This is a genomic window from Pseudomonas trivialis (assembly GCF_036864995.1).
Lineage (GTDB): Bacteria > Pseudomonadota > Gammaproteobacteria > Pseudomonadales > Pseudomonadaceae > Aquipseudomonas > Aquipseudomonas trivialis.
The window spans coordinates 3,913,302-3,934,985 of the sequence record NZ_CP142151.1; the positions used below are offsets into that span (position 1 = coordinate 3,913,302).

The 21,684-nt window shown below is 62.9% G+C and carries 23 protein-coding genes and 1 other RNA gene; 15 read left to right on the forward strand and 9 right to left on the reverse strand.

The features are described 5' to 3' along the window. The first annotated feature begins 130 nt into the window (after positions 1-130). The 12 genes from ccoN to hemN all read left to right on the forward strand — a co-directional run bounded on the left by ccoN (position 131) and on the right by hemN (position 11,031). Positions 131-1,573 carry a cytochrome-c oxidase, cbb3-type subunit I gene (gene ccoN, locus VRB54_RS17050; RefSeq protein ID WP_338478106.1) on the forward strand — a complete coding sequence of 481 codons (1,443 nt, stop codon included), beginning with the start codon at positions 131-133 and terminating at the stop codon, positions 1,571-1,573. Then, a complete protein-coding gene (gene ccoO / locus VRB54_RS17055) occupies positions 1,573-2,181 on the forward strand; it encodes a cytochrome-c oxidase, cbb3-type subunit II (protein WP_338478107.1) in 609 nt (202 codons plus the stop codon). The genes ccoN and ccoO overlap by 1 nt, the downstream gene beginning before the upstream one ends. Before the next feature lie 4 nt (positions 2,182-2,185). After that, a complete protein-coding gene (locus VRB54_RS17060) occupies positions 2,186-2,371 on the forward strand; it encodes a cbb3-type cytochrome c oxidase subunit 3 (protein ID WP_338478108.1) in 186 nt (61 codons plus the stop codon). Next, complete coding sequence (ccoP, locus tag VRB54_RS17065) at positions 2,368-3,372, forward strand: cytochrome-c oxidase, cbb3-type subunit III (RefSeq protein ID WP_338478109.1); 1,005 nt, start codon at positions 2,368-2,370, stop codon at positions 3,370-3,372. The genes VRB54_RS17060 and ccoP overlap by 4 nt, the downstream gene beginning before the upstream one ends. Before the next feature lie 121 nt (positions 3,373-3,493). Then, positions 3,494-3,748 carry a type II toxin-antitoxin system Phd/YefM family antitoxin gene (locus VRB54_RS17070; protein ID WP_209983628.1) on the forward strand — a complete coding sequence of 85 codons (255 nt, stop codon included), beginning with the start codon at positions 3,494-3,496 and terminating at the stop codon, positions 3,746-3,748. Next, positions 3,748-4,158 (forward strand): type II toxin-antitoxin system VapC family toxin, encoded by a 411-nt coding sequence (locus tag VRB54_RS17075; protein ID WP_209983630.1) that lies wholly within the window; start codon positions 3,748-3,750, stop codon positions 4,156-4,158. The genes VRB54_RS17070 and VRB54_RS17075 overlap by 1 nt, the downstream gene beginning before the upstream one ends. A gap of 15 nt (positions 4,159-4,173) precedes the next feature. After that, positions 4,174-5,577, forward strand: coding sequence for a cytochrome c oxidase accessory protein CcoG (gene ccoG / locus VRB54_RS17080; RefSeq protein WP_338478110.1), 1,404 nt, complete (start codon positions 4,174-4,176; stop codon positions 5,575-5,577). Between the two features lie 15 nt (positions 5,578-5,592). Continuing rightward, positions 5,593-6,132, forward strand: a complete 540-nt coding sequence (locus tag VRB54_RS17085; RefSeq protein WP_338478111.1) for a FixH family protein — start codon at positions 5,593-5,595, stop codon at positions 6,130-6,132. Between the two features lie 62 nt (positions 6,133-6,194). Then, a complete protein-coding gene (locus VRB54_RS17090; protein ID WP_338478112.1) occupies positions 6,195-8,654 on the forward strand; it encodes a heavy metal translocating P-type ATPase in 2,460 nt (819 codons plus the stop codon). A gap of 2 nt (positions 8,655-8,656) precedes the next feature. Continuing rightward, entirely contained in the window at positions 8,657-8,869 is a 213-nt protein-coding gene (gene ccoS / locus VRB54_RS17095) for a cbb3-type cytochrome oxidase assembly protein CcoS (RefSeq protein WP_338478113.1), read from the forward strand. Next, complete coding sequence (locus VRB54_RS17100; protein ID WP_338478114.1) at positions 8,862-9,545, forward strand: sulfite exporter TauE/SafE family protein; 684 nt, start codon at positions 8,862-8,864, stop codon at positions 9,543-9,545. The genes ccoS and VRB54_RS17100 overlap by 8 nt, the downstream gene beginning before the upstream one ends. Before the next feature lie 103 nt (positions 9,546-9,648). Then, complete coding sequence (hemN, locus tag VRB54_RS17105) at positions 9,649-11,031, forward strand: oxygen-independent coproporphyrinogen III oxidase (protein ID WP_338478115.1); 1,383 nt, start codon at positions 9,649-9,651, stop codon at positions 11,029-11,031. 4 nt (positions 11,032-11,035) lie between these two features. On the opposite strand, the gene VRB54_RS17110 is transcribed toward hemN, so the two are convergent. Then, positions 11,036-11,503: a hypothetical protein gene (locus tag VRB54_RS17110; RefSeq protein ID WP_338478116.1), complete on the reverse strand. Its 468-nt coding sequence runs from the start codon at positions 11,501-11,503 to the stop codon at positions 11,036-11,038. Positions 11,504-11,656: 153 nt separating this feature from the next. On the opposite strand from VRB54_RS17110, the gene fnr reads away from it, so the two are divergent. Beyond that, on the forward strand, positions 11,657-12,391 hold the full coding sequence (fnr, locus tag VRB54_RS17115) for a fumarate/nitrate reduction transcriptional regulator Fnr (RefSeq protein ID WP_003230424.1): 735 nt from the start codon (positions 11,657-11,659) through the stop codon (positions 12,389-12,391). A gap of 78 nt (positions 12,392-12,469) precedes the next feature. Further along, the gene (locus VRB54_RS17120) at positions 12,470-13,018 is read left to right on the forward strand and encodes an adenine phosphoribosyltransferase (protein WP_057009159.1); all 549 of its coding nucleotides are present in this window, start codon (positions 12,470-12,472) and stop codon (positions 13,016-13,018) included. A gap of 87 nt (positions 13,019-13,105) precedes the next feature. Here VRB54_RS17120 and recR read toward each other — a convergent pair whose 3' ends face one another. The 4 genes from recR to dnaX form a co-directional block, all read right to left on the reverse strand. Then, on the reverse strand, positions 13,106-13,708 hold the full coding sequence (gene recR / locus VRB54_RS17125; protein WP_338478117.1) for a recombination mediator RecR: 603 nt from the start codon (positions 13,706-13,708) through the stop codon (positions 13,106-13,108). Positions 13,709-13,774: 66 nt separating this feature from the next. Continuing rightward, positions 13,775-14,809 (reverse strand): NADP-dependent oxidoreductase, encoded by a 1,035-nt coding sequence (locus tag VRB54_RS17130; protein ID WP_338478118.1) that lies wholly within the window; start codon positions 14,807-14,809, stop codon positions 13,775-13,777. Positions 14,810-14,941: 132 nt separating this feature from the next. Then, on the reverse strand, positions 14,942-15,280 hold the full coding sequence (locus tag VRB54_RS17135) for a YbaB/EbfC family nucleoid-associated protein (RefSeq protein ID WP_003230417.1): 339 nt from the start codon (positions 15,278-15,280) through the stop codon (positions 14,942-14,944). Positions 15,281-15,327: 47 nt separating this feature from the next. After that, positions 15,328-17,379, reverse strand: a complete 2,052-nt coding sequence (gene dnaX / locus VRB54_RS17140) for a DNA polymerase III subunit gamma/tau (RefSeq protein ID WP_338478119.1) — start codon at positions 17,377-17,379, stop codon at positions 15,328-15,330. Between the two features lie 133 nt (positions 17,380-17,512). Here dnaX and VRB54_RS17145 point away from each other — a divergent pair, with 133 nt between their 5' ends. Then, positions 17,513-18,265 (forward strand): transporter substrate-binding domain-containing protein, encoded by a 753-nt coding sequence (locus VRB54_RS17145; protein WP_338478120.1) that lies wholly within the window; start codon positions 17,513-17,515, stop codon positions 18,263-18,265. Between the two features lie 89 nt (positions 18,266-18,354). Here the strand turns inward: VRB54_RS17145 and VRB54_RS17150 are convergent, their stop codons facing one another. From VRB54_RS17150 to VRB54_RS17165, 4 genes are all read right to left on the reverse strand, one after another. Continuing rightward, positions 18,355-18,945, reverse strand: coding sequence for a hypothetical protein (locus tag VRB54_RS17150; protein ID WP_338478121.1), 591 nt, complete (start codon positions 18,943-18,945; stop codon positions 18,355-18,357). A 132-nt stretch (positions 18,946-19,077) separates the two neighbouring features. Next, entirely contained in the window at positions 19,078-20,037 is a 960-nt protein-coding gene (locus tag VRB54_RS17155) for an N-acetylmuramidase family protein (RefSeq protein ID WP_422396062.1), read from the reverse strand. A 195-nt stretch (positions 20,038-20,232) separates the two neighbouring features. After that, positions 20,233-20,329, reverse strand: an RNA gene (gene ffs / locus VRB54_RS17160) — signal recognition particle sRNA small type. Positions 20,330-20,472: 143 nt separating this feature from the next. Then, positions 20,473-21,639, reverse strand: a complete 1,167-nt coding sequence (locus tag VRB54_RS17165) for a zinc-binding metallopeptidase family protein (protein ID WP_338478123.1) — start codon at positions 21,637-21,639, stop codon at positions 20,473-20,475. Positions 21,640-21,684: the final 45 nt, after the last annotated feature.

Consider the following 21,684-nt stretch of genomic DNA (forward strand, 5'->3'; position numbering starts at 1 on the left):
CACGGAAAAGCCGCAGAATATGGCGTTCAACCTGGTTGATGGCGGTGATCACGTGCGTTGCAATGGCCTCTCGCTTTCTCCATACTGCGGCCGCTTTATCTATAAAAATACTAAATCGTGGAACCCCGGAATGAGCACAGCAATCAGCCCGACTGCTTATAACTACAAGGTCGTCCGTCAGTTCGCCATCATGACGGTGGTCTGGGGCATCCTCGGCATGGGGCTCGGCGTGTTCATCGCCTTGCAGCTGGTCTGGCCGCAATTGAACTTCGACCTGCCCTGGACCACCTTCGGTCGCCTGCGCCCGCTGCACACCAATCTGGTGATCTTCGCCTTCGGTGGCTGCGCGTTGTTCTCCACCTCCTATTACGTGGTGCAGCGAACCTGCCAGGCGCGCCTGATCAGCAACGGCCTCGCCGCGTTCACCTTCTGGGGCTGGCAAGCGGTGATCATCGGTGCCATCGTCAGCCTGCCGCTGGGCTACACCACCACCAAGGAATACGCTGAACTGGAATGGCCGATCGCCATTTTGCTGGCAATCGTATGGGCGGCCTACGCGGCGGTATTCTTCGGCACCATCGTCAAGCGCCAGACCCGGCACATCTATGTCGCCAACTGGTTCTACGGTGCGTTCATCCTGGTGACGGGGATGCTGCACATCGTCAACCACGCGTCGTTGCCGGTCAGCCTGTTCAAGTCCTACTCGGCCTATGCCGGCGCAACAGACGCGATGATCCAGTGGTGGTACGGGCACAACGCCGTCGGCTTTTTCCTCACCACCGGTTTCCTCGGGATGATGTACTACTTCGTACCCAAGCAGGCCGAACGTCCCATCTACTCCTATCGCCTGTCCATCGTGCATTTCTGGGCGCTGATCACCCTGTACATCTGGGCCGGCCCCCACCACCTGCACTACACCGCATTGCCCGACTGGGCGCAGTCCCTGGGCATGGTGATGTCGATCATCCTGCTGGCCCCCAGTTGGGGCGGCATGATCAACGGCATGATGACCCTCTCCGGCGCCTGGCATAAGCTGCGCACCGACCCGATCCTGCGCTTTCTGGTGGTGTCGCTGGCGTTCTACGGCATGTCGACGTTCGAGGGGCCGATGATGGCGATCAAGACCGTCAACGCGCTCTCCCACTACACCGACTGGACCATCGGCCATGTCCACGCCGGTGCCCTGGGCTGGGTGGCGATGATCTCCATCGGCTCGCTTTACCACATGATCCCCAGGCTCTACGGCCGCACGCAGATGCACAGCATCGCGCTGGTCAACAGCCACTTCTGGCTGGCCACCATCGGCACCGTGCTCTACATCGCCTCGATGTGGGTCAACGGCATCACCCAGGGCCTGATGTGGCGGGCGATCAACGATGACGGCACGCTCACCTTCTCCTTCGTGCAAACGCTGCAGGCCAGCCATTCGGGCTACATCGTGCGGGCCGTGGGCGGAGCGATCTTTGCCAGCGGCATGCTACTGATGGCCTACAACGTCTGGCGCACCGTGCGCGCCTCGGACCCGGCGCAAGCCGAAGCCGCCGCCACCATCGCCGTTGCGGGAGCGCACTGATGAAGCATGAAGTCGTCGAGAAGAATATCGGCCTGCTGGCCTTCTTCATGGTCATTGCCGTGAGCATCGGCGGGCTGACCCAGATCGTCCCGCTGTTTTTCCAGGACGTGACCACCAAGCCCATCGAAGGCATGAAGCCGCGCAGCGCGCTGGAGCTGGAAGGCCGTGACGTGTACATCGCCAACGGTTGCGTGGGTTGCCACTCGCAGATGATCCGGCCGTTCCGCGCCGAAACCGAACGCTACGGCCACTACTCGGTGGCCGGCGAAAGCGTGTGGGACCACCCGTTCCTGTGGGGTTCCAAGCGCACCGGGCCGGACCTGGCGCGAATCGGCGGGCGTTACTCGGATGACTGGCACCGCGCGCACCTCTACAACCCGCGCAACCTGGTGCCGGAGTCGAAAATGCCGGCGTACCCGTTCCTCGTCGAAAACATACTCGACGGCAAGGACACCGCGAAGAAGATGCAAGTGCTGCGCACCCTGGGCGTGCCCTATACCGACCAGGACATCGCCGGCGCGGCCGCCGCCGTCAAGGGCAAGACCGAAATGGACGCACTGGTGGCCTACCTGCAAGGCCTGGGCACCCTCATCAAAAGCAAACGGTGATCGCATGGATATCGGGATGATTCGTGGCCTGGGCACCCTGGTGGTGATGGTGGCCTTCATCGGCCTGGCGTTGTGGGTGTTCAGCCCACGGCGCAAGGCCGAGTTTGACGAGGCGACCCTGCTGCCTTTCGCCGACGACCCGCAAGCGCTCCAGCACGTCGAGCAAGCCACCAGGGATGACAAGCAATGAGCACGTTCTGGAGCCTGTACGTCAGCGTCCTCAGCCTGGGCACGCTGTTTGCCATCACCTGGCTGCTGCTGTCGACCCGCAAGGGCCAGCGCAGCGAGCAGACCGAGGAAACCGTCGGCCACTCGTTCGACGGCATCGAGGAGTACGACAACCCGTTGCCCAAATGGTGGTTCATGCTGTTCATCGGCACCCTTGTCTTCGCCCTCGGTTACCTGGCGCTGTACCCGGGCCTGGGCAATTGGCAGGGCCTGCTGCCGGGCTACAACTACCTCGACAACGACCGGCAGACGCCCTTCGCCAACGGCAAGACCGGCTGGAGTTCCGTGCATGAATGGGAAAAGGAAATGGCCCAGTCGCAGGCGAAGTTCGGACCGATCTTCGCCACCTTCGCCGCGATGCCGATCGAGGACGTGGCCCGTGACCCGAAGGCCTTGAAGATGGGCGCTCGCCTGTTCGCCTCCAATTGCTCGGTGTGCCACGGCTCCGATGCCAAGGGCGCCTACGGCTTTCCCAACCTGACCGACGCCGACTGGCGCTGGGGCGGCACGCCTGACGCCATCAAGGCGTCCATCCTGAAAGGCCGCCAAGCGGTGATGCCAGGCTGGGCCGCCGTCATCGGCGAGCAAGGCGTGGCCGACGTGGCAGGTTTTGTGCTGAGCAACCTCGACGGCCGCACCCTGCCCGAAGGCACCAAGGCCGATGTGGCCAATGGCGCAAAACTGTTCGCCGCCACCTGCACGGCCTGCCACGGCCCGGCCGGCAAAGGCAATCCCGCCATGGGCGCGCCGGACCTGACGCACCCGGGTGCATTCATCTACGGATCAAACTTCGCCCAGTTGCAGCAAACCATCCGCCATGGCCGCCAGGGCCAGATGCCGGCGCAGGAGCAACTGCAGGGCAATGACAAGGTGCATGTGCTGGCGGCGTATGTGTACAGCTTGTCCCATGGCGATGAGAAGACTGAGGAGCACGTCAAGTCCGTCGAGCCCACCGCGCAGTGAACGCTGGGCAGGACTGTGTTTTTTCTGCTCTGGACAGAGGCCGTTGGTAGCCTAAGGCTTGCTCGTCACAAAGCCAAAGTAGTAACGTGACTACATTGAACTCAAGAAAGGGGAGTGCCCCATGACTATCACGACGATTTCCAGCCGCGAATTCAATCAGGACACAAGTGGTGCCAAAAAAGCAGCCCGCCAGGGACCGGTTTTCATCACCGATCGCGGCAAGCCCGCTCATGTGCTGCTAAGCATTGAGGACTACCAGAAACTGACAGGTCTCAACGCCGATATCGTTGACCTGTTGGTGATGCCGGAAGCGGCCGATATCGACCTCGAAACCAGGCGCGCCGTGATCACTCATCGACCTGTGGACCTCTCTTGATGTATTTGCTCGACACCAATGTCATCTCCGAACTTCGTAAACCCCGGGCAGACGCGAACGTGGTCGCCTGGGCCAAAAGCATTATCGCAACGCGCATGTTCATCTCGGCGATCACATTAAAAGAGCTGGAAACCGGCGTACTGCGCATGGAGCGACGAGACCCGGCGCAGGGCAAGGTGTTGCGTACCTGGCTCAAGCGCCACGTGATGCCGGCATTCGATGCCAGAATCCTGCCCGTTGACGCAGCCGTGGCATTGCGTTGCGCCAACCTGCATGTGCCCGACCAGGCCAACGAGAGTGACGCATTGATTGCCGCGACTGCGCTGGTACATGGACTCACCGTGGTCACCCGTAACATCAGTGACTTCCAATCCAGCGGCGTTCCACTGATCAATCCATGGGACCAATGACCGGCCGATGCCATGATGAGCAACCAGATACCGGTACATGACGTCACCCCGCCCGGGAAAACCGTTGATCTCTACGCGTCACGAGAGAAGATCTACACGCGCGCGTTCACCGGCCTGTTTCGCACTGTGCGCATGCTGGGTGGCGGCGCATTGCTGCTGCTGTATTTCGGCACTGTCTGGCTCGACTGGGGTGGCCATCAGGCGGTGTGGTGGAACCTGCCGGAGCGCAAGTTCTTCATTTTTGGCGCCACCTACTGGCCCCAGGACTTCATCCTGCTGTCGGGCATCCTGATCGTCGCGGCGTTTGGCCTGTTCTTCATCACCGTGTACGCCGGGCGCGTGTGGTGCGGCTATACCTGCCCGCAAAGCGTGTGGACGTGGATGTTCATGTGGTGCGAAAAGGTCACCGAGGGCGACCGCAACCAACGCATCAAGCTGGACCAGGCGCCGATGAGCGCCAGCAAATGTCTGCGCAAGTTGGCCAAGCACGCGCTGTGGCTGTTGATCGGCCTGGTTACCGGCCTGACCTTCGTCGGTTACTTCTCGCCGATCCGTGAGCTGGTGGTGGAGTTCTTCACCGGCCAGGCCGATGGCTGGGCGTATTTCTGGGTCGGTTTTTTCACCCTCGCCACCTACGCCAATGCCGGCTGGTTGCGTGAGCAGGTGTGTATCTACATGTGCCCGTATGCGCGCTTTCAGAGCGTGATGTTCGACAAGGACACCCTGATCGTGTCCTACGACCCGCGCCGTGGCGAAGTGCGTGGCCCGCGCAAAAAAGACAGCGACCACAAGGCCCAGGGCCTGGGCGATTGCATCGACTGCACGATGTGCGTGCAGGTATGCCCTACGGGTATCGACATCCGCGACGGCCTGCAAATCGAATGCATCGACTGCGCCGCCTGTATCGACGCCTGCGACGGCGTCATGGACAAAATGGACTACCCGCGCGGCCTGATCAGCTACACCACCGAGCACAACCTGTCCGGGCAGAAAACCCACACACTGCGCCCGCGCCTGATCGGTTACGCAGCGGTATTGCTGGCGATGATCAGCCTGCTGGCGGCGGCATTCCTCCTGCGTCCGCTGGTGAGCCTGGATGTGAGCAAGGACCGTGTGCTGTTTCGCGAAGACGCCGAAGGCCGCATCGAAAACGTTTACAGCCTGAAGATCATGAACAAGGACCAGCGCGACCACCTCTACGTGCTCAGTGCCAGCGGCCTGCCCGACCTCAAGCTGCAAGGCCGGTGTGAAATCAGGGTGGCCGCCGGCGATACCGTCAGCCTGCCGGTGGGGCTGTCGAGCGCGCCGCAGCAGCTGCCGTCGAGCGCCAACGAAGTGACATTCATCCTGACGGACGCCGATGACGCCAGCGTCCGGATTGAAGCCGGCAGCCGATTCATCGGCCCGCCCGTCCGATAACCAGAGAACCGAACCATGCCCCCAGCCACTGCCGCAAGCCCCTGGTACAAGCACCTCTGGCCCTGGATCATCATTGCGATCCTGGCCTGCTCGGTGACGCTGACCCTGTCGATGGTGACCATTGCGGTGAACAACCCGGACAACCTGGTCAACGACAATTACTACGAGGCCGGCAAGGGCATCAACCGCGCCCTGGACCGTGAACGCCTGGCCCAGACCCTGCAACTGCGCGGCAAGCTGCACCTGGACGAATTGACCGGTGAAATCGAGCTGCGCCTCACCGGCTACAGCAACCCGAACACCCTGCAACTCAACCTGATTTCCCCGACTCAGCCGCAGAAGGATCGCAGGATCAACCTGACCCGCAGCGACAGCGAACCTGGCCGCTACATCGGCCAGGTTACCGACAAGGTCGAGGGCCGGCGCTTCGTCGAACTGCTGGGGGTGGAAGGCAACCAGACCTGGCGACTGTTCGAAGAGGAAGACGTCAGCCACGACAAGGACCTGCTGCTGGGTGACGAACCGCTGCAGGGCGCCGAGGAGCTGAAGCAATAAAAACCCACGCCTCGCTCAAAATGCTCGCACAGAGGCGCTCCCAGCCATCCCAGATACCGACCATGACCAGCCTCTGCTACCACTGCGCCCTGCCCGTTCCAGCCGGCAGCCGCTTCACCGCGATGATCCTTGGCGAGCGCCGCGAGCTCTGTTGCCCGGGCTGCCAGGCCGTGGCCGAAGCCATCGTGGCCGGCGGGCTGCAACAGTATTACCAGCACCGCAGCGAAACCTCGGCCAACCCCGACACCCTGCCGGTGCAATTGCTGGACGAGCTGGCGCTGTACGACCGCGCCGACGTGCAAAAACCTTTCGTGCGCCACGACGGCGACCTGGCCGAAACCACCCTGCTGATGGAAGGCATCAGTTGCGCGGCCTGTGGCTGGCTGATCGAAAAACACCTGCGCCGCCTGCCTGCCGTGGCCGAGGCGCGGCTGAACCTGTCCAATCACCGGCTGCACCTGCGCTGGGCCGACGGGCAAGTGCCGCTGAGCCGGCTGCTCAGTGAGTTGCGCCATATCGGCTACGCCGCCCACCCGTATCAGGCCGACCGCGCCGCCGAGCAACTGGCCGGGGAAAACCGCCTGGCCCTGCGCCGACTCGGCGTCGCCGGCCTGCTGTGGTTCCAGGCAATGATGGCCACCATGGCGACCTGGCCGCAATTCAATGTCGACCTCAGCCCCGAGCTGCACGTGATCCTGCGCTGGGTCGCGATGTTTCTGACCACACCCATCGTGTTCTACAGCTGCGCGCCATTCTTCAAGGGCGCGATGCGGGATCTGCGCACGCGCCACCTGACCATGGACGTGTCGGTATCCCTGGCGATTGGCGGCGCGTACCTGGCCGGCATCTGGACCGCTGTCACCGGTACGGGCGAGTTGTATTTCGACGCGGTGGGCATGTTCGCGCTGTTCCTGCTGGCCGGGCGCTACCTGGAACGTCGCGCCCGGGAGCGCACGGCCGCCGCCACCGCGCAACTGGTCAACCTGTTGCCCGCTTCGTGCCTGCGCCTCAAGAGCGACGGCCAGAGCGAATGCATTCTGCTGCCCGAGCTGGCCCTGGGCGACCGTGTGCTGGTGCACCCCGGCGCGGTGCTGCCGGCCGACGGCGTGATCCTCGAGGGCCAGTCGAGCATCGATGAATCCCTGCTCACCGGCGAGTACCTGCCACAACCCCGGCAAGTCGGCGACAGCGTGACGGCCGGCACGCTCAACGTCGACGGCGCGCTGACCGTGCATGTGCGCGCCCTGGGCCACGACACGCAACTGTCCGCCATCGTGCGTCTGCTGGAACGCGCCCAGGCGGAAAAGCCACGCCTGGCGCAGCTGGCCGACCGCGCCGCACAGTGGTTCCTGCTGGGTTCATTGATGGCCGCCGCCGTGATCGGCCTGCTGTGGTGGCAGCTCGACGCGTCGCGGGCATTCTGGATCGTGCTGGCGATGCTGGTAGCGACCTGCCCGTGCGCCTTGTCGCTGGCCACGCCGACGGCGCTCACCGCCGCCACCGGCACCCTGCACAGCCTCGGCCTGCTGCTGACACGCGGCCATGTGCTCGAAGGCCTGAACCAGATCGATACGGTGATTTTCGACAAGACCGGCACCCTCACCGAAGGACGTCTGACCCTCAACGCCATCCGGCCTCTGGGCGAGCTGAACAGCGACCAATGCCTGGGCCTCGCCGCCGCCCTGGAAAACCGCTCCGAGCACCCGATTGCCCGCGCATTCGGCCGGGCGCCGCTGCCCGCCGTTGACGTGCGCAGCGCTGCGGGCCTGGGGCTGGAAGGTCGCGTGGGTGAACGCCTGCTGCGCATCGGCCAGCCTGCATACGTCTGCGAACTCAGCGGTTGCCCGCAGCCCGCCGTGCCGGAGCAAACCGGGCAGTGGCTGCTGTTGGGCGACCGCAGCGGCGCGCTTGCGTGGTTCGTGCTCGACGACCGCCTGCGCAGCGATGCGCCAGCGCTGCTCGCAGCGTGCAAGGCACGAGGCTGGCGCACGCTGCTGCTGTCGGGGGACAGCTCGCCGATGGTCGCCAGCGTCGCCGCAGCGTTGGGCATTGACGAAGCCCGCGGCGGCCTGCGCCCGGATGACAAGTTGCAAGTGCTGCAACGCTTGCACGCGCAGGGTCGCAAGGTGCTGATGCTCGGCGACGGTGTCAACGATGTGCCCGTACTGGCCGCCGCCGATATCAGCGTGGCCATGGGCTCGGCCACGGACCTGGCGAAAACCAGCGCCGACGCGGTATTGCTGAGCAATCGCCTGGACGCTCTGGTGCAGGCGTTCAGCCTGGCACGGCGGACCCGCCGGGTGATCATTGAAAACCTGCTGTGGGCCGGTCTGTACAATGGCTTGATGCTGCCGTTCGCCGCGCTGGGCTGGATCACGCCGATCTGGGCGGCAATCGGCATGTCTGTGAGTTCGTTGACCGTGGTACTCAACGCCCTGCGCCTGACACGCCAGCCGCGTGCGCCCTTCACGCCCTTTGCCAAACCGCCCCCTGCCGGCCTGAGCCGCGCAGGCCTGGAGTAGCGATGCCAGCTCTTTACATAATGATTCCGGCGGCGCTGCTGTTAGTGGGCGCGGCGATCTACCTCTTTTTCTGGGCGGTGGACAGCGGCCAGTACGACGACCTCGACGGCCCGGCCCACAGCGTGCTGTTCGACGATCAGGACTCAAACCACCTCGCCGCCATCGACAAGGCCCATCCACCGCAGCAACCGCCCAGGGATCCGCCCCATGCTTGACCTGGCGCCGCTGCTGATCTCCGCGCTGATCCTCGGCCTGCTGGGTGGCGGCCATTGCCTGGGCATGTGCGGCGGACTGATGGGTGCGCTGACCCTGGCGATTCCCGGCGCGCAACGCACCCGCCGTTTTCGCCTGCTGCTGGCGTACAACCTGGGGCGCATCCTCAGCTATGCCTGCGCCGGGCTGCTCATCGGCCTGGCCGGCTGGGCGGTGGCCAACAGCCCGGCGGCGATGGTCATGCGCGTACTGGCCGGTGGACTGCTGATCTGCATGGGCCTGTACCTCGCCGGTTGGTGGAGCGGCCTCACCCGCCTCGAAAGTCTGGGCCGTGGCCTGTGGCGGCATATCCAGCCGCTGGCCAACCGACTGTTGCCAGTGTCGAGCCTGCCGCGTGCCTTACTGCTGGGCGCACTCTGGGGCTGGTTGCCGTGCGGGCTGGTCTACAGCACCTTGCTGTGGGCCGCGAGCCAGGGCAATGCGGCCCACAGCGCATTGCTGATGCTGGCTTTCGGCGTGGGCACTTGGCCTGTGCTGTTGGCTACAGGCCTGGCGGCGGAGCGGGTCACCGCATTACTGCGCCGGCGCAGGGTGCGCGTGGCCGGTGGCGTGCTGGTGATGTTGTTCGGCCTCTGGACCCTGCCGGGCCCGCACCAGCACTGGCTGATGGGGCATTAGTCATTCCTGTGGCACAGCGCCACTCCCCGTTGATGCAAATCAACATGCCTGCCCCGCCCTGCCCCTAGACTCCGCCTATCAGCCTATCCGGGGGAGCGCCCGCATGCTCGACGCCATTTGTTGGGACACCGATCTGATTCGCCGCTACGACCTCGCCGGGCCGCGCTACACGTCCTACCCCACCGCCGTGCAATGGCACAACCAGATCGGCGCCGTCGAGCTGTTGCACGCGCTGCACGACAGCCGCAAGGCCGCGCGACCGCTGTCGCTGTACGTGCATGTGCCGTTCTGCGCGAACATCTGCTACTACTGCGCCTGCAACAAGGTGATCACCAAGGACCGTGGCCGCGCCAGGCCCTATCTGCAAAGTCTGACGCAAGAGATCGAGAAGGTCGCCTGCCACCTCGGCCCGAAACAGGTGGTGGAGCAACTGCATCTGGGCGGCGGCACTCCGACCTTCCTGAGCCACGACGAGCTGCGCCAGATGATGGGCAGCCTGCGCCGGCATTTCCATCTGCTGGAAGACGACTCGGGCGACTACGGCATCGAGATCGACCCGCGCGAAGCCGATTGGGCGACCATGGGCCTGCTGCGCGAGCTGGGGTTCAACCGGGTGAGCATCGGCCTGCAGGACCTCGACCCGCACGTGCAGCGCGCGGTCAATCGCCTGCAAAGCCTGGAGCAAACGCGCGCGGTGATCGACGCGGCGCGCACCCTGCAGTTTCGCTCAATCAATATCGACCTGATCTATGGCTTGCCCGAGCAGTCGCCGCTGAGTTTTGCCCACACCGTGGAGGAAGTCATCCGACTGCAACCGGACCGCGTGTCGGTGTTCAACTACGCGCACCTGCCGGAGCGCTTCATGCCCCAGCGGCGCATCAACAGCGATGACCTGCCCACCCCAGCCGCCAAACTGTTGATGCTGCAAACCAGCATTGAGCAGCTGACCCAGGCCGGCTACCGCTACATCGGCATGGACCATTTCGCCCTGCCGGACGACGAACTGGCCATCGCCCAGGAAGACGGCACCCTGCAACGCAACTTCCAGGGTTACACCACCCACGGGCACTGCGATTTGATTGGCCTGGGGGTGTCGGCGATCAGCCAGATAGGCGACCTGTACTGCCAGAACACCAGCGACCTCGGCGTCTACCAGAACGCGCTGGCGGGTGCGCAACTGGCAACCTGCCGTGGGCGGCTGTGCACCCCGGATGATCGACTGCGACGCGAGGTGATCCAGCAGTTGATCTGCCATTTTAAGCTCGACTTCGAGCACATCGAGCAGGCGTTCACCCTCGACTTTCGCGGCTATTTTGCCGCGCTGTGGCCGCAGTTGCAGACCATGGCCAGCGACGGCCTGATCAAGCTCGACGCCCGGGGCATCCGCGTACTGCCGGCCGGACGCCTGCTGGTACGCTCGCTGTGCATGCTGTTCGATGCCTACCTTGCACAGCAGAACCGGCAGCAGTTTTCGCGGGTGATCTGAGGCGTTACTTCGATGCCAGGCTCATGGCTTCCATCTGCGCGTCGGCAGGCTGGTCCTTCATGGCCTTGCCCAACTGCATCTGCACCATGGTCAGGCTGGCCTGCAACGTGGCGATGCTCGCCTGCAGGTTGGCGACCCGCGCCTGACGCGCCTCGGGTGTCATCGAATTGTCGGACTGGGCGGCAGCGACTTCGGCCTGCTTGTCGGCGATCTGTTTTTTCAGTTCACGGATCATTTTCAGCAGTTGCTTGACCGGGTCGGTCTGACTGCTGTTATCGATGTCCTTGTTCGAGTCGGTTTTGGCGGCACGAAAGCCGGCACTGGAGATCGACACGCTCACACCCTCGGTCACCTTGGTCTCGCTGACAGGTTTTTCGTCGTCGCGCGACGCTTCTGCCGCCGGGTTTTTCCTGAGGTCCGGCACCGTGGGAATGTTCACACTGGAAGGATTGAGGCCACCGATGGAAGACATGATCCGGGTCCTGCTTGAATGAAATAGGCCTTTGTATCGGCACCGATACACGAACCTTTATAGCGTCGGCGCTGATTTGTACGCGCTGGCCTCACCTACCCTCGGTGCGTTACCCTTACGTCTTATGTGTGATTTCCCACAAGGATTTAAGAAATGCCTGAGCCAGTCAAACTGCGCGCTCACAGCCAGGCTCACTGCAAGGATTGCAGCCTGGCCCCCCTCTGCCTGCCACTTTCGTTGAATCTGGAAGACATGGATGCGCTGGACGAGATCGTTAAACGCGGGCGCCCGCTGAAGAAAGGCGAGTTTCTGTTTCGCCAGAGCGACCGGTTCGATTCCGTCTACGCAGTACGCTCGGGCGCATTGAAAACCTTCAGCCTGAGCGGCAGCGGCGAAGAACAGATCACGGGTTTTCACCTGCCCAGCGAACTGGTCGGGCTGTCAGGCATGGACACCGAGATGCACCCGGTGTCGGCCCAGGCAATGGAGACCACCTCGGTGTGCGAAATCCCCTTCGAGCGCCTGGATGAACTGGCCCTGCAACTGCCGCAACTGCGCCGCCAGTTGATGCGCGTGATGAGCCGCGAGATTCGTGATGACCAGCAGATGATGTTGCTGTTGTCGAAGAAAACCGCCGACGAACGCATCGCCACCTTCCTGGTCAACCTCTCGGCGCGCTTCAGGGCGCGCGGGTTCTCGGCCAACCAGTTCCGCCTGAGCATGTCGCGCAATGAAATCGGCAACTACCTGGGCCTGGCGGTGGAAACCGTGTCCCGGGTTTTCACGCGTTTTCAACAGAGCCAATTGCTGGCCGCCGAGGGCAAGGAAGTGCACATCCTCGATCCGATCCAGCTGTGCGCGCTGGCCGGCGGTTCCCTGGAAGGCTGATCCAGACACCTGCGGCCAAGCGCGCCGGCGACGCCGCAGGTATACTTCGCGTCCGTTTTCCTCCCAGGACCCTCGACGATGATCCTCGATTCGTTCGACATCAAATCCCTGATCCGCCCCGTCATCGACTTCCCCAAGCCTGGGGTGATTTTCCGTGACATCACGCCGCTGTTCCAATCACCCCGCGCTCTGCGCCTGGTGGCCGATACCTTTGCCCAGCGCTACGTCGAGGCCGATTTCACGCACATCGGCGCAATGGATGCGCGCGGTTTCCTGATCGGCTCGATCATCGCCTACCAGTTGAACAAACCGCTGATCCTGTTCCGCAAGCAAGGCAAATTGCCGGCCGACGTGCTGGCCGAGGGTTACCAGACCGAATACGGCGAGGCCTTTCTGGAAGTGCACGCCGACAGCCTGTGCGAAGGCGACTCGGTGCTGATGTTCGATGACCTGATCGCCACCGGCGGCACCCTGATTGCGGCAGCGAACCTGGTGCGACGCATGGGCGCGCAGATCTTTGAAGCAGCGGCGATCATTGATTTGCCGGAGCTGGGTGGGTCGCAGCGTTTGCAGGCTATGGGGATTCCCACGTTCTGCCTGACGCAGTTTGCGTTGACCGAAAAATAGCGGTTAAGCCCCAAATCAAAATGTGGGAGGGGGCTTGCCCCCTCCCACATTTTTATTGGGTGTGCACCTTGAGGCTTGCGGTATTGCCTAGAGCGCGATGGGCTTGCGGCCGGCGAACGAGTGCGCCAGGGTGCCGCCGTCCACCAGTTCCAGCTCGCCACCCAGTGGCACGCCGTGGGCGATGCGCGAGGTGATCAGGCCTTTGTTGGTCAGCAACTGCGCGATGTAATGCGCGGTGGCCTCGCCTTCCACGGTCGGGTTGGTGGCCAGGATCACTTCGGTGAACGTGCCCTGCTCCTGGATCCGCGTCACCAGTTGCGGAATGCCGATGGCCTCCGGTCCCAGGCCGTCCAACGGCGACAGGTGGCCCTTGAGCACGAAGTAACGGCCGCGATAGCCGGTCTGCTCCACCGCGTATACGTCCATCGGCCCTTCCACCACGCACAGCAAAGTGTCGTCGCGGCGCGGGTCGGCGCATTGCGGGCAGAGTTCTTCTTCGGTGAGGGTGCGGCACTGACGGCAATGGCCTACGCCTTCCATGGCCTGGTTCAGGGCCTGGGCCAGACGGATGCCACCGCTGCGATCACGCTCCAGCAGTTGCAGCGCCATGCGCTGGGCGGTTTTCTGGCCGACGCCCGGCAAAGTGCGCAGGCCGTCGATCAGTTGGCGAATCAGGGGGCTGAAGCTCATGGGCGAAGGGTCCGACAAAACAACGAGACGCGGTTTATACCCGCGCCTCGGATTAGCGTCAAATGCTCAATCCTGCGCGACGCGTACCACCAACTTGCCGAAGTTGCGTCCTTCGAGCAAACCGATAAACGCCTCGGGCGCCTGTTCCAGGCCGTCGACCACGTCCTCGCGGAACTTGATCTTGCCCTCACGCACCCATGGCGCCATGGCGCTGAGGAATTCTGGCTGGCGGTCGCCATAGTCGTCGAACACGATAAAGCCCTGAATACGCACACGCTTGGTCAGCAGGGTGCGTTGCAGCGCCGGCAGGCGATCAGGGCCGGTGGGCGCTTCGTTGGCGTTGTAACCGGCGATCAAGCCACACAGGGGAATGCGCGCCTTGGCATTGAGCAACGGCAGCACCGCATCAAACACCTTGCCGCCGACGTTTTCGTAATAAATATCGACGCCGTTGGCACAAGCCACGGCCAGCTCGTTGGCGAAATCCTCGCTCTTGTGGTCGACGCAGGCGTCAAAACCCAGCTCGTCCACCACGTAGCGGCATTTTTGCGCACCGCCGGCGATGCCGACCACGCGCAGGCCCTTGAGCTTGGCCACCTGCCCCACCACCGAGCCCACCGCGCCGGAGGCCGCCGCCACCACGAGGGTTTCGCCGGTCTTGGGCTGGCCAATGTCCATCAAGCCCATGTAGGCGGTCATGCCCGGCATACCCAGCACGCCCAGCGCCATCGACGGGCTGGCCAGGCCATTGGGCACCGGCACCAGGTTACTGCCATCGCAAATGCTGTGGCTCTGCCAGCCGGTGGAACCGACCACCAGGTCGCCCACTTCGAATTTCGGATTGCGCGATTGCTCGACGCGGCTGACGGCGCCGCCGGTCATTACCTCGTCGATTTCCACCGGCGCCGCGTAAGACGGTGCGTCGCTCATGCGGCCACGCATGTAGGGGTCGAGGGACAGGTACAGCGTCTTGAGCAGCACCTGGCCGTCCGCCAGCTCCGGCAGCGTCACCCGTTCCAGGCGGAAGTTTTCCGGCGTCGGTGCGCCCTGGGGGCGCGAAACCAGGACGATGCGCTGGTTGAGAGTCGGTTCTTGAGACATCAGGGTGCTCCTTATCGAAATCATCGGTATAGGGTGCAGACCGCGAGTGTCATGCCGGGGTTCGATCGGATCGGCACAAACAAAAATGCCAGGCGCAAGGCCTGGCATTGACGTACAGCCCAGGCTGAACGATCAGAACGGCAGCTTCATTCCCGGTGGCATCTGCATGCCGGCGGTCATGCCGGACATTTTGTCCTGGCTGTTGGCTTCGATCTTGCGCACGGCGTCGTTGACGGCCGAGGCAAACAGCGCTTCGAGCATTTCCAGGTCATCTTCGCCCACGCCCGGCAGCACGCTTGGGTCGATGCTCACGCGCTTGATGTCGTGACGACCCGTCATTACCACGCTGACCATATCGCCACCGGCCTTGCCGGTGACTTCGGCGTTGGCCAGTTCTTCCTGCATCTTGGCCATCTTTTCCTGCATCTGCTGCGCCTGCTTCATCAGGCCGGCCATGCCACCTTTCATCATGGGAATCACCTCAAAAGTACGTGGATCAAACAGTTAACAGCCCGGTGTCATGACGCTTGGGTCACCGGAGCCTCGACAGGTTCAATAGTATCGTGACGCACCACCGCACCGAACTGCTGCATCATCTGCTGGACGAGCGGATCAGCCTGGATCGACTGTTCGGCATCGCGCTGGCGGTTGATGCGCCGACGGGTCGCGGCCTGGGCCGGGGTTTCCTGCTCGGGCTTGATCAGCTCGATGGCGATGGTCAACGTGCGCCCGTGGTACTGGTTGAGCGCATCGTTGAGCCGGCGCTGCTGGGTCGCATTGAACAGGGCGCTGTGGGCCGGGTCCAGGTGCAGCAGCCAGTGGTCGCCGTCGATGGCGATCAGGGTGCAGTTGGCGGCGATGCTGCCGGTCATGCCGGAAATCGGCAGTTTCGGGAACAACTCCAGCCATTGCAGCGCCAGACCGGTGGCCGGGGCCGCGGCGGGTTCCGCCTCGGGCTCCGGGGCCGGTTCGGCGACGTGCTCACTGGCCAATTCGTCCAGGTAGCTGTAGGCCGAATCCATATCCGGCTCGATGTAATCTTCGTCCAGCGGCGGTTCGTCGTCGAGGTCGATAGCCGGAACGGCGGCTTCAACCTGCGCAACGGTCGGTTCGGGAACTGGCGCGGATACCCACTCGGGGGCATCCGGCACCACGCTGTCCGGGGTCGGCGTGGGCATCGGCGTCAGTTCGGGCTGCTCGCCGGTGGTTTCCAGTACGGGTTCCACGGCGTGCTGCTGTTCGGGTTCGGGCTCGGCTGGGGCCGGCTCGTTCCAGGGCAGATCGACAATCGCCTCGGGCTCATCGGGTTCGACCACGACCGGCGCCGGCTCGGGTAATGGCTCTGGCTCTGGCGCCGGCTCAGGCACAACAGGCGCAGTCGCCAGCGGCGCAACCACCGCCGCACCCGCCACGGATTTGGCGGAATCAACTGTGGCCTGGCTGATCCCCACTGGCTTTAGCGGCTGCCTCGGCGCGTCGGCCGAGTCGGCGGGCCGGAAGGCCAGCATGCGCAACAGCACCATCTCGAAGCCACCGCGCGGGTCCGGCGCCAGCGGCAGGTCGCGGCGACCAATCAGGCCCATCTGGTAATAGAACTGCACATCTTCGGCCGGCAGCGCTTGGGCCAGGGCCAAAACGCGGTCACGGTCACCATGGCCGTTGTCGACGCCTTCAGGCAGCGCCTGGGCGATGGCGACGCGGTGCAACACGTTGAGTATTTCCGAGAGCACGCCGTTCCAGTCCGGGCCCTGCTCCGACAAATGGCGCACCGCTTCGAGCAGTGCCTTTGCGTCGCCCTCGATCAGCGCGTGCAGCACGTCGAACACCTGGCCGTGGTCCAGGGTGCCCAGCATGGCGCGCACATCGGCGGCCATGACCTTGCCTTCACCGAAGGCGATGGCCTGGTCGGTGAGGCTCATGGCGTCGCGCATCGAGCCATCGGCGGCGCGGCCGAGCAGCCACAGTGCGTCGTCCTCGAACGGTACGTTCTCGACGCCGAGCACGTGGGTCAGATGCTCGACCACGCGCTCCGGGGTCATGTTTTTCAGGGAGAATTGCAGGCACCGCGACAAAATCGTCGCAGGAAGTTTCTGCGGGTCGGTGGTGGCCAGGATGAATTTGACGTAGGGCGGCGGCTCTTCCAGGGTTTTCAACAGCGCGTTGAAGGAATGGCTGGACAGCATGTGCACTTCGTCGATCAGGTAGACCTTGAAGCGGCCGCGGCTGGGGGCGTACTGCACGTTGTCGAGCAGTTCGCGGGTGTCCTCGACCTTGGTGCGGCTCGCGGCGTCGATCTCGATCAGGTCGACGAAGCGCCCTTCGTCGATCTCGCGGCACACCGAGCAGGTACCGCAGGGTGTGGAGGTAATACCGGTTTCGCAGTTCAGGCACTTGGCGATGATGCGCGCGATGGTGGTCTTGCCCACCCCCCGCGTACCGGTGAACAGGTAGGCATGGTGCAGCCGCTGGCTGTCCAAGGCATTGATCAGAGCCTTGAGCACATGGGTCTGGCCGACCATTTCGCGGAACGAGCGCGGGCGCCATTTACGTGCAAGAACCTGATAACTCATCGAAAACCGTCGCAACTGGGAAGCGGAAGCCGGTAATGCTAGCGGAGCAAGGGGGAAATTGCATCCGGCACGCTAGTCTAATCTGACTAAGCTGTGCTCAACAGCCTCTCGAAGGCCTGAACATGGAGGGCATATGCGCGTAGTTCTGGGCGCTTTATGGATGATAGCCACGGCCACCCTGGCGGCCCCTGCGCCGCTGCGTTTCTCGGTTTCCGACAGCTGGGCGATGCCGGTGGTGCAACTGGAGGGCGGCGTGCCCACCCAGGGCATTGTGTATGACCTCGTGTCCAGCCTGGCCACCCAGGTCGGTCGCCCCATCAGCTTCCATGTGCTGTCGCGGGTGCGGATTGCCGCAGCCATGGCCCATGGCGACATTGATGTGCGCTGTTACGTCGCCCAGGCCTGGGTCAACGACCTGTCGGGCAACTTCAGCTGGAGCGTGCCGCTGATGGTGCAGCGCGATGTGCTGGTCAGCGTCAACAGCCAGCCGGTCAAGGTGGACGAACTGGCCGCGCAACCGATCGGCACGGTGCTCAACTACCGCTACCCCCTCCTCGACCTGCTGTTTGCCAGCGGCCAGCTCAGCCGCGACGATGCCCGCAGCGAGGAACAGGTGCTGCAAAAGCTGGTGGCCGGGCGCTTCGACTATGCGGTGATGAATGAATGGATCGTCGATCGCTTCAATCAGAAAGTCCCGGTTGGGCAGCGTTTGCACAAGGTGGCGACGATTGAAGAGCAAGACCTGAGGTGCATGGTGCGCAATGCCCCGGACGTGCCGGTGCAACAGATCCTGCGCACCTTGCAGCAAATGAAGAAGTCGGGGGAAATCGACGGCATTATCCAGCTGTACACCGGGCGCCCCGCCGCCAATGCCCCGGCGGACTGAAGACCAGCAAGGGAGTTTGCTTAACTCAGAAAACCCATGTGGGAGGGGGCTTGCCCTCTCCCACATTTGGATTGTCTGTGTCGTTGAGGTCAGCTTTTCGGCGCAGTCAACCGAGCGTACTGATCCTGGCTGATCCAGCCGGTGTAGGTATGATCACGGGCATTGGTGAACTCGACCTGGGCCCAGCCATCCTGGAAGGCCAGCACACCCACCACATCGTGCCTGATGATATAAGGCCGCTTGGCGGCCGCGGCTCCCGGCGATTCAAGCAGGTAGGCCTTGTCGGTCGACACGGTCACCAGACCGATCCACTTCGTATCGGCGGTCTCGCTCAAGTCCAGGCCGGTGGCGATCTCGGGCATCAGCACATTCATGCAACCAGGGTGCTGACGGCCCTGCTCCACGGTCAACGTTACGCCATCGGCTGACGGCGCCACGCTGCCGGGGTAGGCGGCGTCGAGCCAGGTGGTCAGCGCGTCGGGCTTGCCTTGCAGGTAGAACGCGCAACCGCGCGTCACGCCCTCGCCCATTTCTTCTGCGTAATAGCCTTCGACCTCATGCTGCGGCGTCACGGCGAGCATCAAGCCTTCGTATCTGCCCGAATGCAGTTGGGCCGAACCCGCCAAGGCCGGGCCAACGACGCATAACGACAACACACCCATCGCCAGAAAACGGATCATTCTGTTTTTCCCCACATTCACTATCAAGTCCGCGCTTGCCAGGCGATAAAGCAGAGGGCTGGCGGACGCTAACAAGTTGATTTGGGGTTGTCCATAGGCTGTTTCCTGGCGAGAAACAACCTATGCGGGACGCTACTGACCGGCTTGCAGCTTTTCATAAGCCTTTTTGATTCGCTGATCGTAATCGCCGTATTGCGGACCGTTGTAGTTGCGGGCCATCCCCATATAATCCCGGGTCTTCATGGCTTTGACCAACACCGCATTCTTGCTGCAGAAACCGACAAATGCGTTCAGTTGCTGGCCGGCGTTAAGCTTCATCGCGGCAACAAAATCAAACACATCCTTGAAGCCGCAGGCGGCAAAATTGAAACCCATGATTTGAAACATGCCGTAGGACGCGGACATCAATGCGGCCTTCTGGTCCAGGCTGTAGGCCGCCCGCAAGGTCTGCCAGGCGGTGGCCTGATCCTTGTTATTGATTCGCCATTGCGTGTCGGCCTTGGCCATATAGGGTGCTGAAAGATTGGGATGGGTACTGTCGTACTTTTTCTGGGTGTATTTGTGGAAGATGTGCCGCTCGTAGGCGAGCACCGGGAATTTTTCCGGCCCGAACCCGGACCGCCCACCCGACTCCACAATGGCGAACGCCTTGATGATGTTCACCTCGATACCGTTGCCCAACGCGAGCGCAGCCTGCTTGAAGTCAGCCTCGCTGAGGGTCACGTTACCGTCGCAGGTGGCTTGGGTGACCAACGGCTGCTTGTCCGATACCGCCTGAACCGGCGACTGAACCGTCGCAGCGGATTGTCCGCCCGTACGCGCAGCTTCGATCAACCCTTTGAACGTCCTTCCGCCCGGATCGATGACGCCATCAGGGCTGGCGACATTGAGGCGATTCTTTTGAAAGTCGACGATACGTTGGTTCAACAGCGGGCCCGACTTGCCGTCCACCACCAGGGGAGAAACGGATGAGGGGGCGATCAGATTGAACAGCTGCTGGATGTACCTGACATCGACCGGCGCATTGCTGGCTTTACCGACGGTACCGACTGAAGCACCGATAGAACCGGATAAATCTGGAGAAATGGTCATGGCAATCATCCTAAACCTTCAGGAAATGAGCGCCTTCACTTCATCACTACTCCAGCACTGAGGTCATTTGCATGATTGAAATTAGCAGGCAGTTTGACGTTGTCCAGCCGGAATCGTCCGCGCCATGAAAAATGGGCAGAGGGCTGAATAAAGGGATGGGGAGTTGAATCTGGAGGGAGAGCGTTATGGAGGCAACCCCACCAGCCACACCCCGGCACACAATGTTCCCGCTGTGGCTGCTGCCTTCCGGCTCTGACCAGGTTCACGGGTAATCGTTGCGGGGGGACCGATGGGGTCACCATAACGACGCCTGCCTCTCGGCAAGCGGGGCCATTGTACCGATCTCATCGGAAGTTACAACCGTTGGTGCCGGATTAAAAATATCCGCTGGTTCAAGCACTTGCCACAGACTTGCGCCTCACCACTGTCGCTCTTTCATTTTGCCAGCAGGACCTCATCAGCCCGGCCGCCCTCTTCCTGAATCACCAGGTGAATGAAGTGCAGCTTGGCGATCACCGCAGGCGGCAGCACAAAGGGGTAGAAATCCGGCTGGCCCATGCTGCGTGACAGTTCGTTGAGCATGCCGGCCAGTTCGATCCAGGCGTTGACGAACGACAGGAACGCCGGGCCGCCGGGATGCTCGGGGTCGTAGAGGGTGGTGAGGGGGAACGGCTGGTAATCCAGGTCCATCTCACGGGCACTCATGCCAAAGCCCAGGGCGGTGTCGACGGCGTCCATCATGTGCAGGTAGTGGGCCCAGGTTTCCGCCCAGTCTTCCCACGGGTGCATGGTGGCGTAGGCACTGACGCAGGTCTGCTGCCAGTCGGCACGCGGGCCGTGCTGGTAGTGCTGGTCGAGCGCCTCGGCATAACTGGCGCGTTCGTCGCCGAACAGGTCGCGATATGGCTGCAGCCAGTGGCTGTTGGCGATCAGACGATCCCAGTAATAATGGCCGACTTCATGACGAAAATGCCCCAGCAAGGTGCGGTAGGGTTCGTGCATCTGCACGCGGACCTTCTCGCGGTGGGCGTCGTCGGCTTCCTTGATGTCGAGGGTGATCAGGCCGTTGGCATGTCCGGTGGTGGGTGCATTGCCTTCAAGGTCGACACCGACGAAGTCGAAGGCCAGGCCCGCCTCTTCATCCACGCTTTTGGGCACCACTTGCAGGCCCAGGCTGATCAACTGTGCGACGAGCCGACGCTTGGCCGTCTCGACCTTGCCCCAGCGTTCGTGATTTTCTGCAATCGACAGGTCAGGAATGGTGCGGTTCAGGCTGCAGGCCACGCACAGCGTGTCGGTGCTGTGGGCCGGGATCAGCCAGTTGCACGCCGCCGGGGTGTCGAGGTTGGCGCAACGGCGAAAGGCGCCGGCGTCGAGGTTGTCATCCATCTGCCAGGTATCGTCCACCGGGCCCGGATGCAGCGACGACAGACGGCTCTGCTGCGGGTGATAGCCCAGCAGGGCCGAGCAGGTCAGGCACTGGCTGTTGCGAAAAAACAGCGACTGGCCGCAGCGGCATTGCCAGACCTTGCTGTTACGCGAGGATCCGGCCATGAACGGGGCGGCGATGCGCGAACTGAGTTGCTCGAAGTAGCGGAACATGGCGATCTCTCACGGGAAGACAGAGACTAGATCACCTTGCGCACG